Here is a 15,075-nt window from a genome sequence, read left to right as displayed (position 1 = left end):
AGGGATGTTAGCCATTAATGGAATAAAAGAGTAGTAGCAATAGTTTGCAAAATGGATTGCTAAAATGAGATTTGAAAGTAGAATGTGATAAAAAATGTTGGTAATCAAATACGCAATTGATTAATAAAAATTTGCCATGTCAGATTGTAAAGAAATAAAACTCCAACTTTTTACCGTACAGACGGAAGCGATTGAAATTTACAAAAGCCCAATAGTAGACGGAGGAAATGTACATGGATTCCCTCTGCTCCGTCTATCTTGATGCTTGATACTGCGATAATGGAAATTTCAGAAGTAGGTTAAAGGAATACACTATCCTAAAAAAACAGAAAGGTGAAACATAATCAGTTTATGATTATGTATTACCTTCCTGAGTTATGGCACATAATGACCCTCTACAGAAATTATACTATAAATTATATTAGATAAGGGTGTGATAGGATGAAGATAAGAAAAGTGTATCACAAGAACCAGCAATCGGTCATTTAAAAGAAAGTTCAACTATATGATATTATTGAAATCAAGGAAGTTACAGAAGCAAAACTAAAATAAGTATATTTCTATGATAGGCCATCGTAAGAAGATTATAAAAGGTTGAGTAGTGGATGATCTTTGTAATTAGATCGACTTCATTGATTCGGAAGATACTTCAGCTATGGCTTCCGACTTGGCTCAAGTATAAAGACGAGTAAATAATTAGAACATCAATAACCTCAATTTATGGCACTTAGGCAAATTAATATAAAACCTCTGGTAAGTTTATCAAACACCGACCAGAGGTTTTCATTATTTCTGTAAATACCCAATGCATTATTATAGTATCTGCGTCTGTACCAGCCTCACTTGAAGCGTTATATGCACCAGAGCTACCCCGTCAGGAATTAAATTTGGGGTGAGCGACTTACTTTGCCTACATAACAGGCAACTCCCCATGTTCGATGTTACTCTCATACAAATCAACAACTTTATGTACAGATATACAGTAAATCTGGATTAATCACAATTAATAACCTTGGATTGTGATATTGCCATTACTACTACAATATACATATGCTGCTGATGTTCTACTATAATTTACACCGTCTTTTGTAAGCGTCAGATTTGAGGTCGTGACATATGTGCTCCCGCTATCAACTGTCCTAGTTGAGTAATCTTTTATAATACCCTTACCGTTACCACTTAATGTAGGTTTCGCAGCACTGAACTGATCAATAAAATATTTTCCTGTATCTGGATTTTGTGCTGTTACAATTGCAAAGGAATAATTTACGGATATTTCAAAGTTACTCTTATACTGAGTATCCGACCAAGTATATGTTTGATATCCATATGGGGTAATGCGGGATTTTGTCACTGGTTGATCAGTTAATTTTGCGTTTATAAGAGCTTCGCAGTTATTTTTCACTTGCTGCTCAAACTTGACTGTATCTGGAAAGCCGTTTTCTAAAAACCAACTAATTGGTTCAATAGAAGCTTCAATACCATATTTTTGAGAGATTTCTGCAATTATTTTTTCATATTGAGTATATTTTTCTTGTTGTGTAAGGGAAGGATTAACTGAGTTATTAGCATCAACTTCTGCTGCAGAGGCAGCCACTCCTAGTGATAATGTCATTGATAAAGCAAGTACAATACTTAATAGTTTCTTTGTTGTTCTTTTCATTGATTTTCCTCCTTCTTTGAATCAAACGGTGTTATTTATTTAATTCCACTTATTAAAACAAAGGAACCATCCCCTTCCCTAATTACTTTCATACATATAAGCAAATTCAAATTTTCACGGTTACTAGTGTATTAAATAATTATAACAAAGATATTTTCTTCATAATTTATCAACATACAACAGTTTTACTATAAATAGTATTTGATTCTATACCACTCGAACCAGTTACTGATTAATATACAGTTATATTTCATCTATGTTTTACATGCAACACCCCAGCATCCATCTCGCATACGGTATCACAAAGTTCCTGAATGTCTTCAGAATTATGGCTCGCTAATATTATAGTTTTCCCTTTATCCCTTAAACTTTTTAATATGTCGCGAATTTCCTTCACACCAGCATGGTCTAAGCCATTCATAGGTTCGTCGAAAATCAGAATCTCCGGATCTTCCATGATGGCTTGTGCAATCCCCAGCCGCTGACGCATTCCCATAGAATATTTTCTAACATGCTTTTTACTGTCAGGCTCAAGACCTACCTTTGATATAGCGGCATGTATTGCGTCTTTTTTAATTTTATGGTTAATTGAGGCAAGCAACCGTAGATTTCCATACCCGCTGTAATTTGGAAGAAAGCTTGGTTCCTCAATAATGATTCCAACATTGTCTGGAATATCCGTATCTTTTCCAACTTTTTTACCAGCTACAACTATTTCTCCAGCAGATGGAGAAATGAACCCACAAATACATTTGAAAAGCACCGTTTTGCCTGAACCGTTGCGGCCAATGATACCGTGTATTTTCCCCTTTTCAAACGCAATTGTCACATCCTTTAGTGCAGTTCCCTCTTTAAAATTCTTACTCACATTAGTTACGGTGATTATATTTTCAGACATCGACATTATACCTCCTTACAACTCTGATGTGATCTCTATCGGTGTTTTTTTTATGCTCACAACTAGTAAAGCAGATAAAATAACAATGCTTACACTAAAAAAAACAAATGGATAGGTCAAATTAGGAAACAGTGAAACCCCCATTGGGTCTAAAACACTCAACCTTGAAAGCGACACAGGCGAGAAATGATAAAAGGTAGGAGGAAGCGCGTTTGTTACGAGTAAATCAAAAAATAGAATCACACCTCCCGCAACCAAGCCAAGCATGCGATTGAAATTCAGATTGATTACAAACAGGAGCAATCCTAAAAAACATGCTACGCCCCAATCTAAAAGAAAACTAAACCCAAACGCTTCCCATGGTGAGTAAAAAGTTGTTATTTCCTTTGTTATACCAAATTGTAATTTTAACTGCGCTCCTACATCAGTTTGTGCCAAGGTATTGATAATTTTCCCCCACCCGTCTGTCGCAAATGTCCCATGTGGCAGTAAAACCAATATGGAGACCAACATTAAGAATAAAAAATAGATGGCACTGGCCATAATGATATACAGTATCTGACCCAGCACCCAGGGTATGCGTTTACTTCTAATGATGATATAGGGCTGATTCTTATTAATAAAGGGGGCATCGGAAAACAAAAATACAATGCCGGCAAGTAATATCAGCTGCTTGACCGGATCGCTGGAGAAAAAGGGGAATATTAGGGGGTTGGTTTTTATACCCGTGATACCGGTGAGGTCGCCGATTACCTCAAAGTCATTCCATACAAACATACTCATCAAAACAAAGAGGGAGATAATGCGTGGATCAGTTACCCACTGCCGGATGGAATACATGGCGATGCTAAATATTTTTTTAACCATTGGCAATCCTCCCCTTCACAGTGCGAATGAATAAGATGCTACAAAAGATGGTAAGCGAAAGAAAGGTTGCTGTTGCCATCCAAAGTATTGTGGATGCCGTGGTACCCAATACTCTCGCTGTGGCAAGCTTAACCGGGTCTAACCATATGGGCAGATTAAAAACATTGGCTATTTGGTTTAGCATAAAGCTCAAGGCGAAGGGAGAAATATACGCAACATACTTATTGGGTTTAAATGCAGATATCATAAGCCCCAACGTGGAAAAGAAAACAGCTTGCAAAAATATGATATAAAGATAGGACAGGAAAAATAAAACCGCTTCCCCCTTTACAAGCAAATCACCAAAGGCTTCATTGGAGAATTCCATTTCTATCTCAATCGCTTCAGGCAATATGCTTGGCTGTGTCACGCATACATAGCCAATAAATACAGCCGCTCCGATGGCAACAGCCAACCCGCCCGCAACAGCGGTAGTGATGCATTTGGATAGAGCATAGGCCGTCTTTCCGCTTCTTATCATTATGGAAAAAGCGAACCTTGTCTGCCAGTCTATACAAAAACTTGCGGCAAAAGGAAAAGTTGCACTTAGAATAAACAGTTTTGAAATATTATTGTACTTAAACGTGTTATTAAAAGCAGCAACAGCGGAGACATTAGGTGATATCATTCCGACTGAGCCAAAATAGAATATAACCACCGTGGAAAAAATTCCAATCACAAAGCCATAGGAGAGAAATGCACGGTAAAAATCCGTTTTCAGTATAGTTATAAAATTTTTAATGGCAGTCCTCCCCTTTCTTACTGGATTTCTTCTCCTGTGACAGCGTTTATAAATATCATTCTGTTACTTACACTAGTTTGAGAATCTTGTTTTCCATCTTTTGAAGGCTTGTTTGAAGTCTTGTCTCTTTCATACGCCATTGTCAGTGACCATGTGGGAATAAGCTTCACTTCATCATAGTTACTGTTATAAGGAACGGGCACATATTCAAAATCAACTGCCGTGACAGTTACTTTATCCGTGGATATAATGGCGTTGTATTCTTCAAATGCCTTCTGGAGTGCTTCTTCCACTGAAATGAGCGTACTTGGAGATTCTGCAATGCTTTGTTGCTGATAAATCCCGTTAAAATTCAATTGGATAATCCCACTTTTAGAGAACGATACTCTGGCAGTTGACCCGTTAAGAGCCCGATCACTTGCCTGGATTGTATATGATTTTTGTGTAACAGGAATCTTGTTTTGTGCCATCTTAAAAAATAGAATATAAAAATCGTCCTCCGGTGTAAATGTATCTTTCATTTGATATCCGTCCGTCGGGTCCTGTATGGGAGAAATACCCGCTTCTTTTTGTTTATCAATCTCTCTTCGTATTATTTCCTCTTGCTGCTTTTGCATTGTGGAAGAATCAATGGCGTAAATTTCGGCATCTTCCATGATGTCTATGGATAATACCTTTAAAACATCAGAAACGGTCTCAAATGCCTCGGACCTGGTCATAAACCCTAAATTCTCCTGGGTATACACCTCACTAAACTGTCTGTTAGCAGTAAAAATATCACTTGCAGCGGCAAAGGAATCCGTAGGAAACTGTACATATTCATAATCCTGTGTACCATAACCTAGAAAACCATCATTAATATTAAGGTATGAGTTGTCATCATTATACATGATGGTATCATCATAGCTGGTTAAGCTCCTCCTCGGCGTCTTCCCTTTATAAAAAATAGATAATAGCTTTTGTTCATCAAAGGGCATAGATTTAGCAAATAATATATCTGCTTTTTCGACCTTGGGAATATGCACGTCTGCATCTACAACAAAATCTTCGCTTAAGACTTTGTTGATATGGCCGGGTGTTCCTAACAGTAGTGCTTCTATAGAGCTATTATCAACTGTATTCTGCTCTGTGTTTGAAGGGGTAGCGTTTTGCCCTAGTTCCTGTGTTGGCTTAGTTATTACGGCATTAGGATCTTCCGGTGCACATGCCGTCATACTAAATATTAATAGAATGCCAACCAGAAGCGCTGTAGTTGTTTTTAACTTTATCATATCATTTCTCTCCTAAATTGCTCATAGATTACTTAATCTTGTCAATACATAAATGGGGGAACCATTAGCGGGTGTAGCTGTTCCCCCATGAAATCAGATAAACTTTTATGAAATCCATTCCCCTTCATACTGGACGTTATTGTACTGACCCGCACTGTCTACCTGAGCGTTTAGCCGTAGACTAGCACTCGTGGCAGGCGTTGTAGTATACGGCAGTGAATACCGATAAACAAACTTACTGAACGTATGATAGCCGGAATACGAAACCGTACCTGCAGGATTCTTGACTCTAAAGCCAATGACATCCGCATCCTCAACAAAGTTGCTGTAAGATGTATTCATATTGGATATCTGAAAATTACTGCCCGATAGATCTTTTGTGTTTGACGCAACCCATACCGCGCCATCGCTTTTGCTAATATTAAATTGAATACTCATAGCAGAAGCTGTCATAGAACCAAATATGAGTGTCGCTACCAAGAAAGCCGACATAAATGATAATTTTTTCTTCATTCCAAATACTTCCTCTCTTAAATAATTAATTTTTGCAACTGCATAACCCGCATAGCACTCTCTATCGTTGTGGTAACCTGTGAAAACAGGATATCCGGACAACCCCCTTAATCTAAATCTTTTATGGCACAATTTTGTCAAGCATTAGCTCCAGTATTAATTAATGTAGTACCTAATTTAGAGAAGACGTACACAGAGTTTTAACTTAATGTCGAGCCTAGAACGAACAACCATCGCAAATCTATTATGTATCTTCACTTAATATATGTTTTGATATTATCAAAAATGGACAAGTATTTTTACAAAATATAAAATTTAAATATTTATTTCTTGGTCTTACCTATATACGAACTTCATAAGAGATCGTATTATCATACTAGCAGGCAGTTACTGATTATTTCATCCCCTGACCTCTCAGTTAAGTAAGAGGACTTGCATATCGCATAATTCTTTTTTCAATACATTACATCGTAAACTTCTTGCCAGATGCTTGATGTACGACGAAAAAAGCCAGCACCAATCTTTAACGAAGTGTGCTGACTTTTTATAAATAGCCTAATTTTGATTTTATGCGATAACCGCCTCTGTAAGTACTACCCGCGAGTCTCCATTCCCATTCTTGCCCGCCCAGACGGTAACCTCAGCTCTATATGAATAACCGGATTTACCAGAATAATAAACACCGGAAGAATAAAAGTCAGTGTTATGTCCGAGTAAACTGGGGTAACTAACTTGGCTGTAGGTTTTTATATATGTCCAAGTAGATGAAGTACTGGATTTTTCCTGCAATCGTATGCTTAGTGATCCAATCTCGTCCATAGTTCCAGTTCCCAGAACCTGAAACCATATCGAGATTTCTCCGTTTCCTTCAGTATATACATAAGCACCATAACTATTTAGATACTCGCTCGCCTGGATCTCCATTCCAGCTGCACTGGCCGTTGAAGTAATACATAACGCAATTACGAAACCCAATGTCAAAAAGTTTAAAATTTTTCTTTTCATTTATACAACCTTTCCTTTCTGTGATAAACACAAAGCAGAATGTAATACGTTAGTTCTTCTTTGAAAATAATAGATGGTTGTTACAATATCCGCAAGGATAATAGACTTGCTTATTTCTTTTTATAAATGGAATCTACTATCTTTTTCGCTTCTTCCAAAGTAAATTTCCCAGAAATTGAACCCTCGTAGGTTCCGGATGTCCACACAACGTTGGTAATCTCAAGATTCGTCATGATATAGTGCTCAATATCGTTTACTGAATAAACGGTTACCTCATTATCATCCTTTTCATATATGCTTCTAACTGGTTTTGACAAGGAGGTGATTGTAACTGAAATCTCGTCCTCTTCACGATAATAAATTGCATGGAAAGTAGTGCTTGCAGGGGTTTCATATACATCACTGTTTTTAAATAAATATCCGTCAGGAAGCCATGTAGGGACCAAATCAGAAGTTATTCCATACTGGTCTAGAATTTGCTGGAGATTATCATTTTTGACAGCCTCGTTGAAATCTTCAACGTCAGATGTGTTTTCGTGTGGCACAGAACTGGAAAAACTAAACGTATCCTTTGTCCACTTAGCAACCGTACCGAACAAATCAATTCCAAAAGCTTTCGCTGTCATGTTTCCAGTCAAAAGAATTACAACAAAAATAGCAGCGCAACTGGCAAATCGTATCATTCGGTGCTTTCTTTGTAGGTGAAAAAAATCCTTGTAAGGTTTTTGTGTGGCATCCATATCTGAATCCTCAAATTCATAAATAGATTTATCATTCTCTATATAAGGAAGATAGTTATGTTCGAAGGAAGTCCAAGCAGAATGGATGTCTGTAAACCTACCGGTTGGATGTTCTTTTTCCCGCTTTGCAATCACCTCCATAATGTATAAAATTGCTTCTGTGTCGGAATCCTCTTCACTGAGCAACTGAGCATCCGCCTGGAGAATATTTTCTAACTCTTCTGTGCTCATGCTATCAAATATTGAATAATTCTGATGTTTTTTTTCGTTGGATTCAGGCATCAATACAACCTCCCTTCTTTAACATATAATGCTATCAAGAACTCTAACACCTTTAATTTCGAGGCAATGAAATATATGTTTCTCTCATACCGCAAAATTGTGACAAATATAATAAAATAAAGTTGAATCCTCACCAGAATTATCAGGAGAAATCATTCTCTATTATATATGTACTCATCTAAGCTTTTACGGACATGATAAATTGATTTTTTTATTTATTGAATTCGCTTTTTTAATCTTTTTTTTGCCCTTTGAACTCGTTTATGACATGCTTCTAAGGAGATACCGAGTTCTTCGGCAACTTCCAAAATGGTACACTTGTCTAATGCAATTTTCTTAATCAATTTATAGTCTTCATCATCAGCTAAGTCAGAGAATAAGAGATCAATTTTAAGATCATCTATATATTCTTTTTCATGTGAAATATTTTCGTCAAAATCTAATGAAGCTATTACTAAGCGATTGAGATTTGCGCGACTACGAATAGAATTTCTTATCACATATTTGAGAGTATTTAATAACCAGCCTTTGGGATTAGGGCTAGATAATAGATTCTCAGCTTTGGCACATGCAATTCGGAATGTATCTTGAACAGCTTCCTCAGCTAAAGCCTGCCCATTTAGTGCGTTTTGTGCATACACTAACATAGGATGAAACATCTCTTGATATAGTTTTTCTATATCATCACGTTGGTTATTACTAAGTCCCATTAATTACACTCCCCTTTTAGTTAAAAACCTCCTGTTGTAGGGCAACCGCATAAATTAATTTTTTTAAATAAAGCAATATCAAAGGTTAGTGTCTATAAATTATATAAATCATACTTAAAGCACCATTTTCTTTCATATGATAATCTTCCAAAGGAAGAACCCATATTTACCAAGTTATAATATATTCTTTTGATTAAGAATATATTATAAACAGAATTTTCCTGTATGACTCTATTATAGCTTTCTGGAAAGCTAACATCTAGTATGTATATTCTATGTTCCAGTGTTTTCTTGTCACTTCCAAAGATTCGCGTGCACTGCTATATTTTATATCATTATTTCCACTTAGGATTCTGTATTACTCAGTTCATGGCTCACTCCTCTGTTGCCTCTATTCACTATTTTATTTGGTTTTTATGTGACAGCCCTATTCCTGTTGACATAATTATAGCTGATTTAATATAAATAGGCAATATTTTATAAAATTGCCCATTTTTTTATTACACTTGACAGTCTTTATCATTACTTATTTGTGTCTTCCTCCATAATTACCGTGATAGAAAAATCCGGCAGGTATGCCTGCTCCGCATTGTCATAGTTGCAAAATATTCCTTCATGCAGATTCAGAGCAAGTTCCGGGATATGTACCCATCAACCGCTTATAACAATCTGATAATCCTCCTCACTATCCAGAATGTAGTCCGACACCTCAACCAGATCAAGCCCCGAAAGAACTTCCTCAACCTCGCTAAGCCTATATGTCTGCTCCATAAAATACCTCCCATCTGCTTTCTAACTGCATTGATAAATAACCGCTCCATGAATTTACAGCAAGGCAGAAAAATGGAACTGACGCCATGGTCACCCACAATATAATTAAATGTTTTAATTATATTTCTTTGTCTATCTCCCATCTTTTCCATTTTCAAGGTCAAGCTGTACGTTTAATTCATTTAACCTCTCCGTCTTTTCTGTCAGTTCCGCTTCCTGTTCAAATGGTTTTTCATACTCTGCCTTGGACTCTTCCATTTCCTCTGATACTGTTCTATACGTTTTTCCAGAAATTTCACATTTTCTTCAATGTTGCCAAACAAATTTTCCAGTTTCACCATATTTCCCACCGGACTGAAAGAAAGTTCTGCCTTATAGTCTGTTTTCCCACGCAACACCATATAGTTGACTCCGATATAGTTTTTCTCTACCCGCAATTCGAAGCCTTTAAAGGCTCCAATCAAGGTAGTTTCCCCGCTTTTGCATTTGCTGATGGCCTCTAACATAGCAGTTCCTCCATCTACACGTTCCTTAAAGGTGACCTTCCCTATGGAGATGGCAAATTCCGCCTCGGCAAGCAAGCCTTTTTCTACCGCTTTACTTATAATAATTATCCTTTTTTATGAAATCCAGAAAATCATCCGGGTTTTCCCTCTCTGCTTTTTCCGTTTGAAGCAAATCATAATTCCATTCACAGGCAGCATCAATCACATCATCAATTAAATACTCCTCCTACTCTCTTCATTCACGATATTAAAGCCATACTGTTTATCATTTCCTGGTACATCACACTTAAATGGCTTTCCGTCTCTGTCAAACACTCCTCTCATACTGGCAAATCGGGTTATTCCATCTGCATCGTTTCCCTTAAAGATGATGTTATGATACGGTTTGGACTCGTAAATCAGATCCTTTTTTACAAAAAATCAATGACTTCCTTGCAAATTCCTCTTTCCTGGGTTAAATACTTATAAAGATAGCAGTTATCCATTGCCGGCTCTGGCAGAATAAACGGCTTTTTCTCTTCGATCATTTTTATTACTTTTGCCGCCGGAGCGTTTACACAAAATCAGGAACAGTCCTGAAAAACTGACATTACTATTTCACTCCATTCTTTTTCAGTGAAGTATTATGGAGGTGTCACAACTTGCTATTCAGCAATAAAATGAGTCCATTTATAACTTTTGATTAAATAAATCCTTGCCGATACTCATCAACATATTGACCAACTAATTCAAACAGTTCAATCATTTTCTCCCGGTCGTCAACTGAAAAGTTCAGAACTTTTTCCGATAACACACGATATAATTCTTCATGAGCTTGGGCATGTTCGTGAAAAATTACATTGCCTGCCGGTAATAGCTGTAGAACAATATCTTTTTGATTCTCAGGCCTGCGTGTTGCAGATACCAGACCCTTTTTCATTAATTTAGAAATTTGCTGTGATACAGCCCCTTTCGTCACGCCAAGCTTAGTAGCAAGTGTCGTGACGTTTGACAAAGGATGGTTCCCAATTGCTTCAACTAAGTGAATTGCACCTGTCTTCAGTTTTATACCGTTTGAGAAAGTAATGGACTCATCTTTGATTTGATAAATTTTGTTATTAACAGCCATAAAGGCTTCCATTACACTAATAAGATCATTATCCATTTTAGCTCCTATCGTATTGTAATTCCTCTTTAGGGTTTACAATTTATAAATTACACAAGTCGCAAAGTAAAATTATCAGTTCATACACAATCTTAACTTATTGATTTCCATTTTCAATATCTGACAACCAATTACTAAACTCTACTAATAAGTGAATCGAATGTTGATGAATCATATAACTTGGCATAGATCCCGGAAATTCCACTTGCAACCGAACATGAAGTGTATCCCCCTCATCGGTCATTTCGTGACGCACACCACCTATAACTGTACCATCTTCCAAATAACCAGTCCCAGCTGTTTCAACAACAAACTCTGGATCTTTCTTAGTTTCCAACCCACTATCATCACCATATCTTAGGAAAAATCTATTTGCAACCCTTGTACCTCCAGTCATTTCTACAACTTCTTGAGTTGTCTCGCTGCCATGTGAATAAAAATGATTCGGATTTGCCTTGAAATTCATTAATTGGTTCTCAGAATTGTTTACAGTCATCATTTCTTCAAGCTGACGCATCACTTCTTTCGCATCGTATTTGCTGCCTTCGAGATAAATATCTGCAACACTTACTTTACGCTTTCCGAATGAAGTGGCACTCGCAACCTTCGATATAATATCACCGAATTTACTTTGGCGTTCAAGTCCCTTTTTCAAATTGTCTTGTCCAATTGCAACCTTTTGAGCCACTACAAGTCCTTTAATTGTTTCAAAAGACATATCTGGGTCGATTTTAACATTTTGCTTAAATCTGCGATTCAACAATTTATTTGTTTTGATGAATTCATTTTTTTGCCAATCACGTAAATCTTGTTTGCTGTATATTTGGTCATCGATGACGAACTTATAATTCAACGCATCAATCTGTTCCTCATCTTGAGTGACGAGATCTTGAATTTCTTCTTTATCAATATTCATTTTTTCAATTTGAGCATTGACCTCATCAGCACCACTGTAGGGACCGGCAAAATAGTACACATATACACCAACAACAATTAAAGTAATTCCAAGAAGAATTCCCAGTATTACTTTTGCAGCTTTGCTATTTTTAAGTTTCTTAACCACAATACTACCTCCATAATAATAAATTTATTCGATTTCGCATAGTTCATAAATATTGTATAGTGCTATACAATATAGTATAGCACTATACAATAAAAGTCAAGTAATAAATCTAACTATGATGAGGAAGACTTCTTCCCTTGCTAATTTCAATGTCAGCACCCCTAAATCTGCAATTTCAAATCAGTATTGACACGTAGTTTTGTACAGCCCTTTAACTTACCGCTTTTGAGGAGTAAAATATTACAGAAACTCCCATCACCATCATATTCCCAAAAGGCATTGTACATTTTGTAACTGCCATCTTAATTGTGTAAACTGCCAAGCCACCACTCGAATAGTTCATCTGGTCAAACCACTCACAACCTACAAATAACAGTAGCGTCCCGACAAAAATTAAATGACTTACTTTTATGTATTCCATGAAAGAGGTATGCCAAAAAGTAGGCATGACATATGAAACGCTGAAATTTTATTGTAATGAGGGCTTAGTCCCAAATGTGAAAAGAGGTAAAAATAACTATAGAATTTTTGATGATAGCGATATTAATTGACTGAACAGCTTATCCTGTCTTAAAAGGTGCGGTGAGTATTCAAGATTTGAAAAGCTATCTTAGCCTTTGTCTAAAGGGAAAAATAACCATTCCTGAACGCAAAATTATGTTAGATAAGCAGAAAGCAGAATTAAAGGAATGTGTTGATTTCATTGATAATAAACAACACTTCTATGATATTATACTTAAAGGAAAAGTTAAGTATAATATCAACCTAATTAATGTTGAGGATTAAATAAGGGCTATTCTTCTCATTATCATAAAAATAGCACATATATTTTTATCCGGTGCCTAAAAGACACTTGATTATTAATCTATATTTAAAAACAAAAGCATCAAGATTTGCTATCCTGATACTTTTGAATTTTTTGTATGAAATTCCTATTTTAGAGATCATATCCCTTTAGCGACCCTTTGTCATCTATGAAAACGGCCAAAAAAACGGGCTAAACACTTTTTTGTTTCAATTTTTGCCCGTTTTCCGCTCCAAAACCACTACATATAGTGGTCAAACCGTCTTATTTTCCATTCGTTCCACTATTCGTCATCATTATTATCGTTTCAACGTGCCTTGAGGAGATAAAAATGATGACCATTGGACCCAATACCCTTGGCGTTGGATAAGCCCTTAAAACATCTATCTACTTTATAAAAAATTCTATATTGAAATACAATTAAACCTGAATTATTCATGGTGATGTAGAAAAAAATAATCTACCCACCGATTTACCATTGTAGCTCATTTTTGTTGATAAATTAATGAATTCACCATTAAAAAAGGGTAGAAAATCCCTGTAGTATCCACAATTATCATTTTGAGCTGTCAAGGTTCATCATTAGGTTATTCCAACTTTGGAAGTAGTCTGATATTATTCAATGTTTCGATAAATGCTTCCTTATAAGGGCAACTACTACAAAGTTTGAATGTAATATATCTTGCTGAGTGCACCATCTTAGCTGCGATTTTCAACAACTTCAGCCGAACCGTATCTATTTGAAATTTCCTCATAGACGGTGGAAGTACGAGACGACGAAACCAGTTGAAAATGTTATAGACCAGTACCGAAATCTGCATTCTATTGGAGTTTATAAGCATGCTGCGGCTAGACATGGTATCCATGTCAAAACCACTTTTGGATTCCTTGATAAAGTTCTCCATTTTGCCACGGTTACAATAGAATCGTATGATTTCTGTTGGTTTTAAATCCATGTTTGTTACGATGAATGTGTGCATATACACAAGCTGATTTGCTGGTTTTTCAATCTTTACGATAACACGTCTAGTTTGCCCCCAGCTTGCAGCTGCATAACGGAATTCACCATATACTACTGCATAATCCCCCTTATTATCCGCAGTAATCTCATCTAATTCTTTCTCAAGAGGTTCTGTCAGATTTTTTAGCGTTTCATTTACTTTGAGGCGGATGGCATAGGAAGTACCATTGGTCTCTAACAACTCAAATAACTCTGGACACGCAAAGCCACTGTCTCCACGAAGATAAAGAGCTACCTCAGGATAATCCTCTAGGTACTCCATCAACAGAGGCTTCAAAAACTGACAGCAATCAGTGGAGGTATAAACTGCGCCAGGCCTGAGCATAGCCTTTAACAAGTCACCAGTCAAACCATCATAGCAGAGGAGAGGATGATATCCATGATTCGAGTAATGGTAGTTGAAGCCTTCACCCTCCTGATTTCCAAAGGTATCAAACAGGGTGGAATCAATATCAAATAGCACCATATCCGGCTTACGGATGGAATATATTTTCTTACGAATAAGATATAAAATCCAGTCCATTTGCATCAGCGTAATGTCATCCATTCGGTTGAAAAAGCGTGACATTGTGGGTTGTGAAGCCAAAGAATCCTTATCGAGCAAAGTTGTAAAAATAGGGTCTGTGGTCAGCTCATCCGAATCATCATCAGTAAAGTAGCCTGCTAACTGCTGATACATTTTCTGTAGCAGGTTTTCGCCATCCTTGTGGATACGAAGAGTCTTATCATTGGTCTGAAAATGCTGTTCAATCAGCTTGTCGAGACCGATTTTGCAGATAAACTCTTTGAGTAAGAGCATCCCTGCATCGGAGGATAAATCGCCTCCATCAAAATTTATTTTAATCTTACTATTGCTTTCGGAACGAAGTGCCATTAAACTAGACATAAGGGTTTCTCCTTTGTGTTGATGTTTGTTGTGGTGACTACATTTTAACAAAGTTGAAACTCTTTTTCTATTGTTTTGACTTCACTTTTTAGGTGAAAGCAATAAATAGATGAAAATACAGTAACTATGCGGTGCGACGCACCGTTAGA

Annotated in this window: 15 protein-coding genes; 1 reads left to right on the top strand and 14 read right to left on the bottom strand. The window is 36.6% G+C overall.

Annotation, left to right across the window (positions count from 1 at the left end):
- Positions 1 to 1,003: 1,003 nt before the first annotated feature.
- The 13 genes from BR73_RS0109430 to BR73_RS0109375 all read right to left on the bottom strand — a co-directional run bounded on the left by BR73_RS0109430 (position 1,004) and on the right by BR73_RS0109375 (position 12,214).
- The gene (locus tag BR73_RS0109430; protein ID WP_033165324.1) at positions 1,004 to 1,663 is read right to left on the bottom strand and encodes a hypothetical protein; all 660 of its coding nucleotides are present in this window, start codon (positions 1,661 to 1,663) and stop codon (positions 1,004 to 1,006) included.
- Positions 1,664 to 1,913: 250 nt separating this feature from the next.
- Positions 1,914 to 2,561, bottom strand: a complete 648-nt coding sequence (locus BR73_RS0109425) for an ATP-binding cassette domain-containing protein (protein ID WP_033165323.1) — start codon at positions 2,559 to 2,561, stop codon at positions 1,914 to 1,916.
- A 15-nt stretch (positions 2,562 to 2,576) separates the two neighbouring features.
- Positions 2,577 to 3,428 carry a hypothetical protein gene (locus BR73_RS0109420; protein ID WP_033165322.1) on the bottom strand — a complete coding sequence of 284 codons (852 nt, stop codon included), beginning with the start codon at positions 3,426 to 3,428 and terminating at the stop codon, positions 2,577 to 2,579.
- Positions 3,421 to 3,948, bottom strand: a complete 528-nt coding sequence (locus BR73_RS0109415; RefSeq protein WP_033165321.1) for a hypothetical protein — start codon at positions 3,946 to 3,948, stop codon at positions 3,421 to 3,423. Before BR73_RS0109415 ends, BR73_RS0109420 begins: the two co-directional genes overlap by 8 nt.
- Before the next feature lie 278 nt (positions 3,949 to 4,226).
- Positions 4,227 to 5,480 (bottom strand): hypothetical protein, encoded by a 1,254-nt coding sequence (locus BR73_RS0109410; protein WP_033165320.1) that lies wholly within the window; start codon positions 5,478 to 5,480, stop codon positions 4,227 to 4,229.
- A gap of 105 nt (positions 5,481 to 5,585) precedes the next feature.
- Complete coding sequence (locus BR73_RS0109405) at positions 5,586 to 5,993, bottom strand: hypothetical protein (RefSeq protein ID WP_033165319.1); 408 nt, start codon at positions 5,991 to 5,993, stop codon at positions 5,586 to 5,588.
- A gap of 567 nt (positions 5,994 to 6,560) precedes the next feature.
- Positions 6,561 to 6,998 (bottom strand): hypothetical protein, encoded by a 438-nt coding sequence (locus BR73_RS0109400; protein WP_033165318.1) that lies wholly within the window; start codon positions 6,996 to 6,998, stop codon positions 6,561 to 6,563.
- Positions 6,999 to 7,108: 110 nt separating this feature from the next.
- Complete coding sequence (locus BR73_RS0109395; protein WP_033165317.1) at positions 7,109 to 8,020, bottom strand: DUF4367 domain-containing protein; 912 nt, start codon at positions 8,018 to 8,020, stop codon at positions 7,109 to 7,111.
- Between the two features lie 215 nt (positions 8,021 to 8,235).
- Positions 8,236 to 8,730, bottom strand: coding sequence for a sigma-70 family RNA polymerase sigma factor (locus BR73_RS0109390; protein WP_033165316.1), 495 nt, complete (start codon positions 8,728 to 8,730; stop codon positions 8,236 to 8,238).
- A 974-nt stretch (positions 8,731 to 9,704) separates the two neighbouring features.
- Positions 9,705 to 10,082: a hypothetical protein gene (locus BR73_RS0109385; protein ID WP_033165315.1), complete on the bottom strand. Its 378-nt coding sequence runs from the start codon at positions 10,080 to 10,082 to the stop codon at positions 9,705 to 9,707.
- A 138-nt stretch (positions 10,083 to 10,220) separates the two neighbouring features.
- Positions 10,221 to 10,376, bottom strand: a complete 156-nt coding sequence (locus BR73_RS29345; RefSeq protein ID WP_242860720.1) for a hypothetical protein — start codon at positions 10,374 to 10,376, stop codon at positions 10,221 to 10,223.
- Positions 10,377 to 10,689: 313 nt separating this feature from the next.
- Entirely contained in the window at positions 10,690 to 11,151 is a 462-nt protein-coding gene (locus BR73_RS0109380; protein ID WP_033165314.1) for a MarR family transcriptional regulator, read from the bottom strand.
- A 97-nt stretch (positions 11,152 to 11,248) separates the two neighbouring features.
- Positions 11,249 to 12,214, bottom strand: a complete 966-nt coding sequence (locus BR73_RS0109375) for a hypothetical protein (RefSeq protein ID WP_033165313.1) — start codon at positions 12,212 to 12,214, stop codon at positions 11,249 to 11,251.
- A 410-nt stretch (positions 12,215 to 12,624) separates the two neighbouring features.
- On the opposite strand from BR73_RS0109375, the gene BR73_RS29765 reads away from it, so the two are divergent.
- On the top strand, positions 12,625 to 12,765 hold the full coding sequence (locus BR73_RS29765) for a MerR family transcriptional regulator (protein WP_347463346.1): 141 nt from the start codon (positions 12,625 to 12,627) through the stop codon (positions 12,763 to 12,765).
- A gap of 841 nt (positions 12,766 to 13,606) precedes the next feature.
- On the opposite strand, the gene BR73_RS0109365 is transcribed toward BR73_RS29765, so the two are convergent.
- Positions 13,607 to 14,926, bottom strand: coding sequence for an IS1380 family transposase (locus BR73_RS0109365; protein WP_033165312.1), 1,320 nt, complete (start codon positions 14,924 to 14,926; stop codon positions 13,607 to 13,609).
- Positions 14,927 to 15,075: the final 149 nt, after the last annotated feature.

The sequence above is a fragment of the Clostridium sp. KNHs205 genome (assembly GCF_000702945.1).
GTDB lineage: Bacteria > Bacillota > Clostridia > Lachnospirales > Lachnospiraceae > Anaerocolumna.
The sequence above is the reverse complement of the archived record's forward strand: the minus strand, read 5'-3'. Positions and strand labels throughout refer to the sequence as shown.

Bases quoted from the DNA above. Each gene is read 5' to 3' on its own strand.
- BR73_RS0109390 (WP_033165316.1), bottom strand. From the start codon at position 8,730: ATGGGACTTAGTAATAACCAACGTGATGATATAGAAAAACTATATCAA.
- BR73_RS0109410 (WP_033165320.1), bottom strand. From the start codon at position 5,480: ATGATAAAGTTAAAAACAACTACAGCGCTTCTGGTTGGCATTCTATTA.
- BR73_RS29765 (WP_347463346.1), top strand. From the start codon at position 12,625: ATGTATTCCATGAAAGAGGTATGCCAAAAAGTAGGCATGACATATGAA.
- BR73_RS0109395 (WP_033165317.1), bottom strand. From the start codon at position 8,020: ATGCCTGAATCCAACGAAAAAAAACATCAGAATTATTCAATATTTGAT.
- BR73_RS0109400 (WP_033165318.1), bottom strand. From the start codon at position 6,998: ATGAAAAGAAAAATTTTAAACTTTTTGACATTGGGTTTCGTAATTGCG.
- BR73_RS0109425 (WP_033165323.1), bottom strand. From the start codon at position 2,561: ATGTCTGAAAATATAATCACCGTAACTAATGTGAGTAAGAATTTTAAA.
- BR73_RS0109380 (WP_033165314.1), bottom strand. From the start codon at position 11,151: ATGGATAATGATCTTATTAGTGTAATGGAAGCCTTTATGGCTGTTAAT.
- BR73_RS0109405 (WP_033165319.1), bottom strand. From the start codon at position 5,993: ATGAAGAAAAAATTATCATTTATGTCGGCTTTCTTGGTAGCGACACTC.
- BR73_RS0109420 (WP_033165322.1), bottom strand. From the start codon at position 3,428: ATGGTTAAAAAAATATTTAGCATCGCCATGTATTCCATCCGGCAGTGG.
- BR73_RS0109430 (WP_033165324.1), bottom strand. From the start codon at position 1,663: ATGAAAAGAACAACAAAGAAACTATTAAGTATTGTACTTGCTTTATCA.
- BR73_RS0109365 (WP_033165312.1), bottom strand. From the start codon at position 14,926: ATGTCTAGTTTAATGGCACTTCGTTCCGAAAGCAATAGTAAGATTAAA.
- BR73_RS0109415 (WP_033165321.1), bottom strand. From the start codon at position 3,948: ATGATAAGAAGCGGAAAGACGGCCTATGCTCTATCCAAATGCATCACT.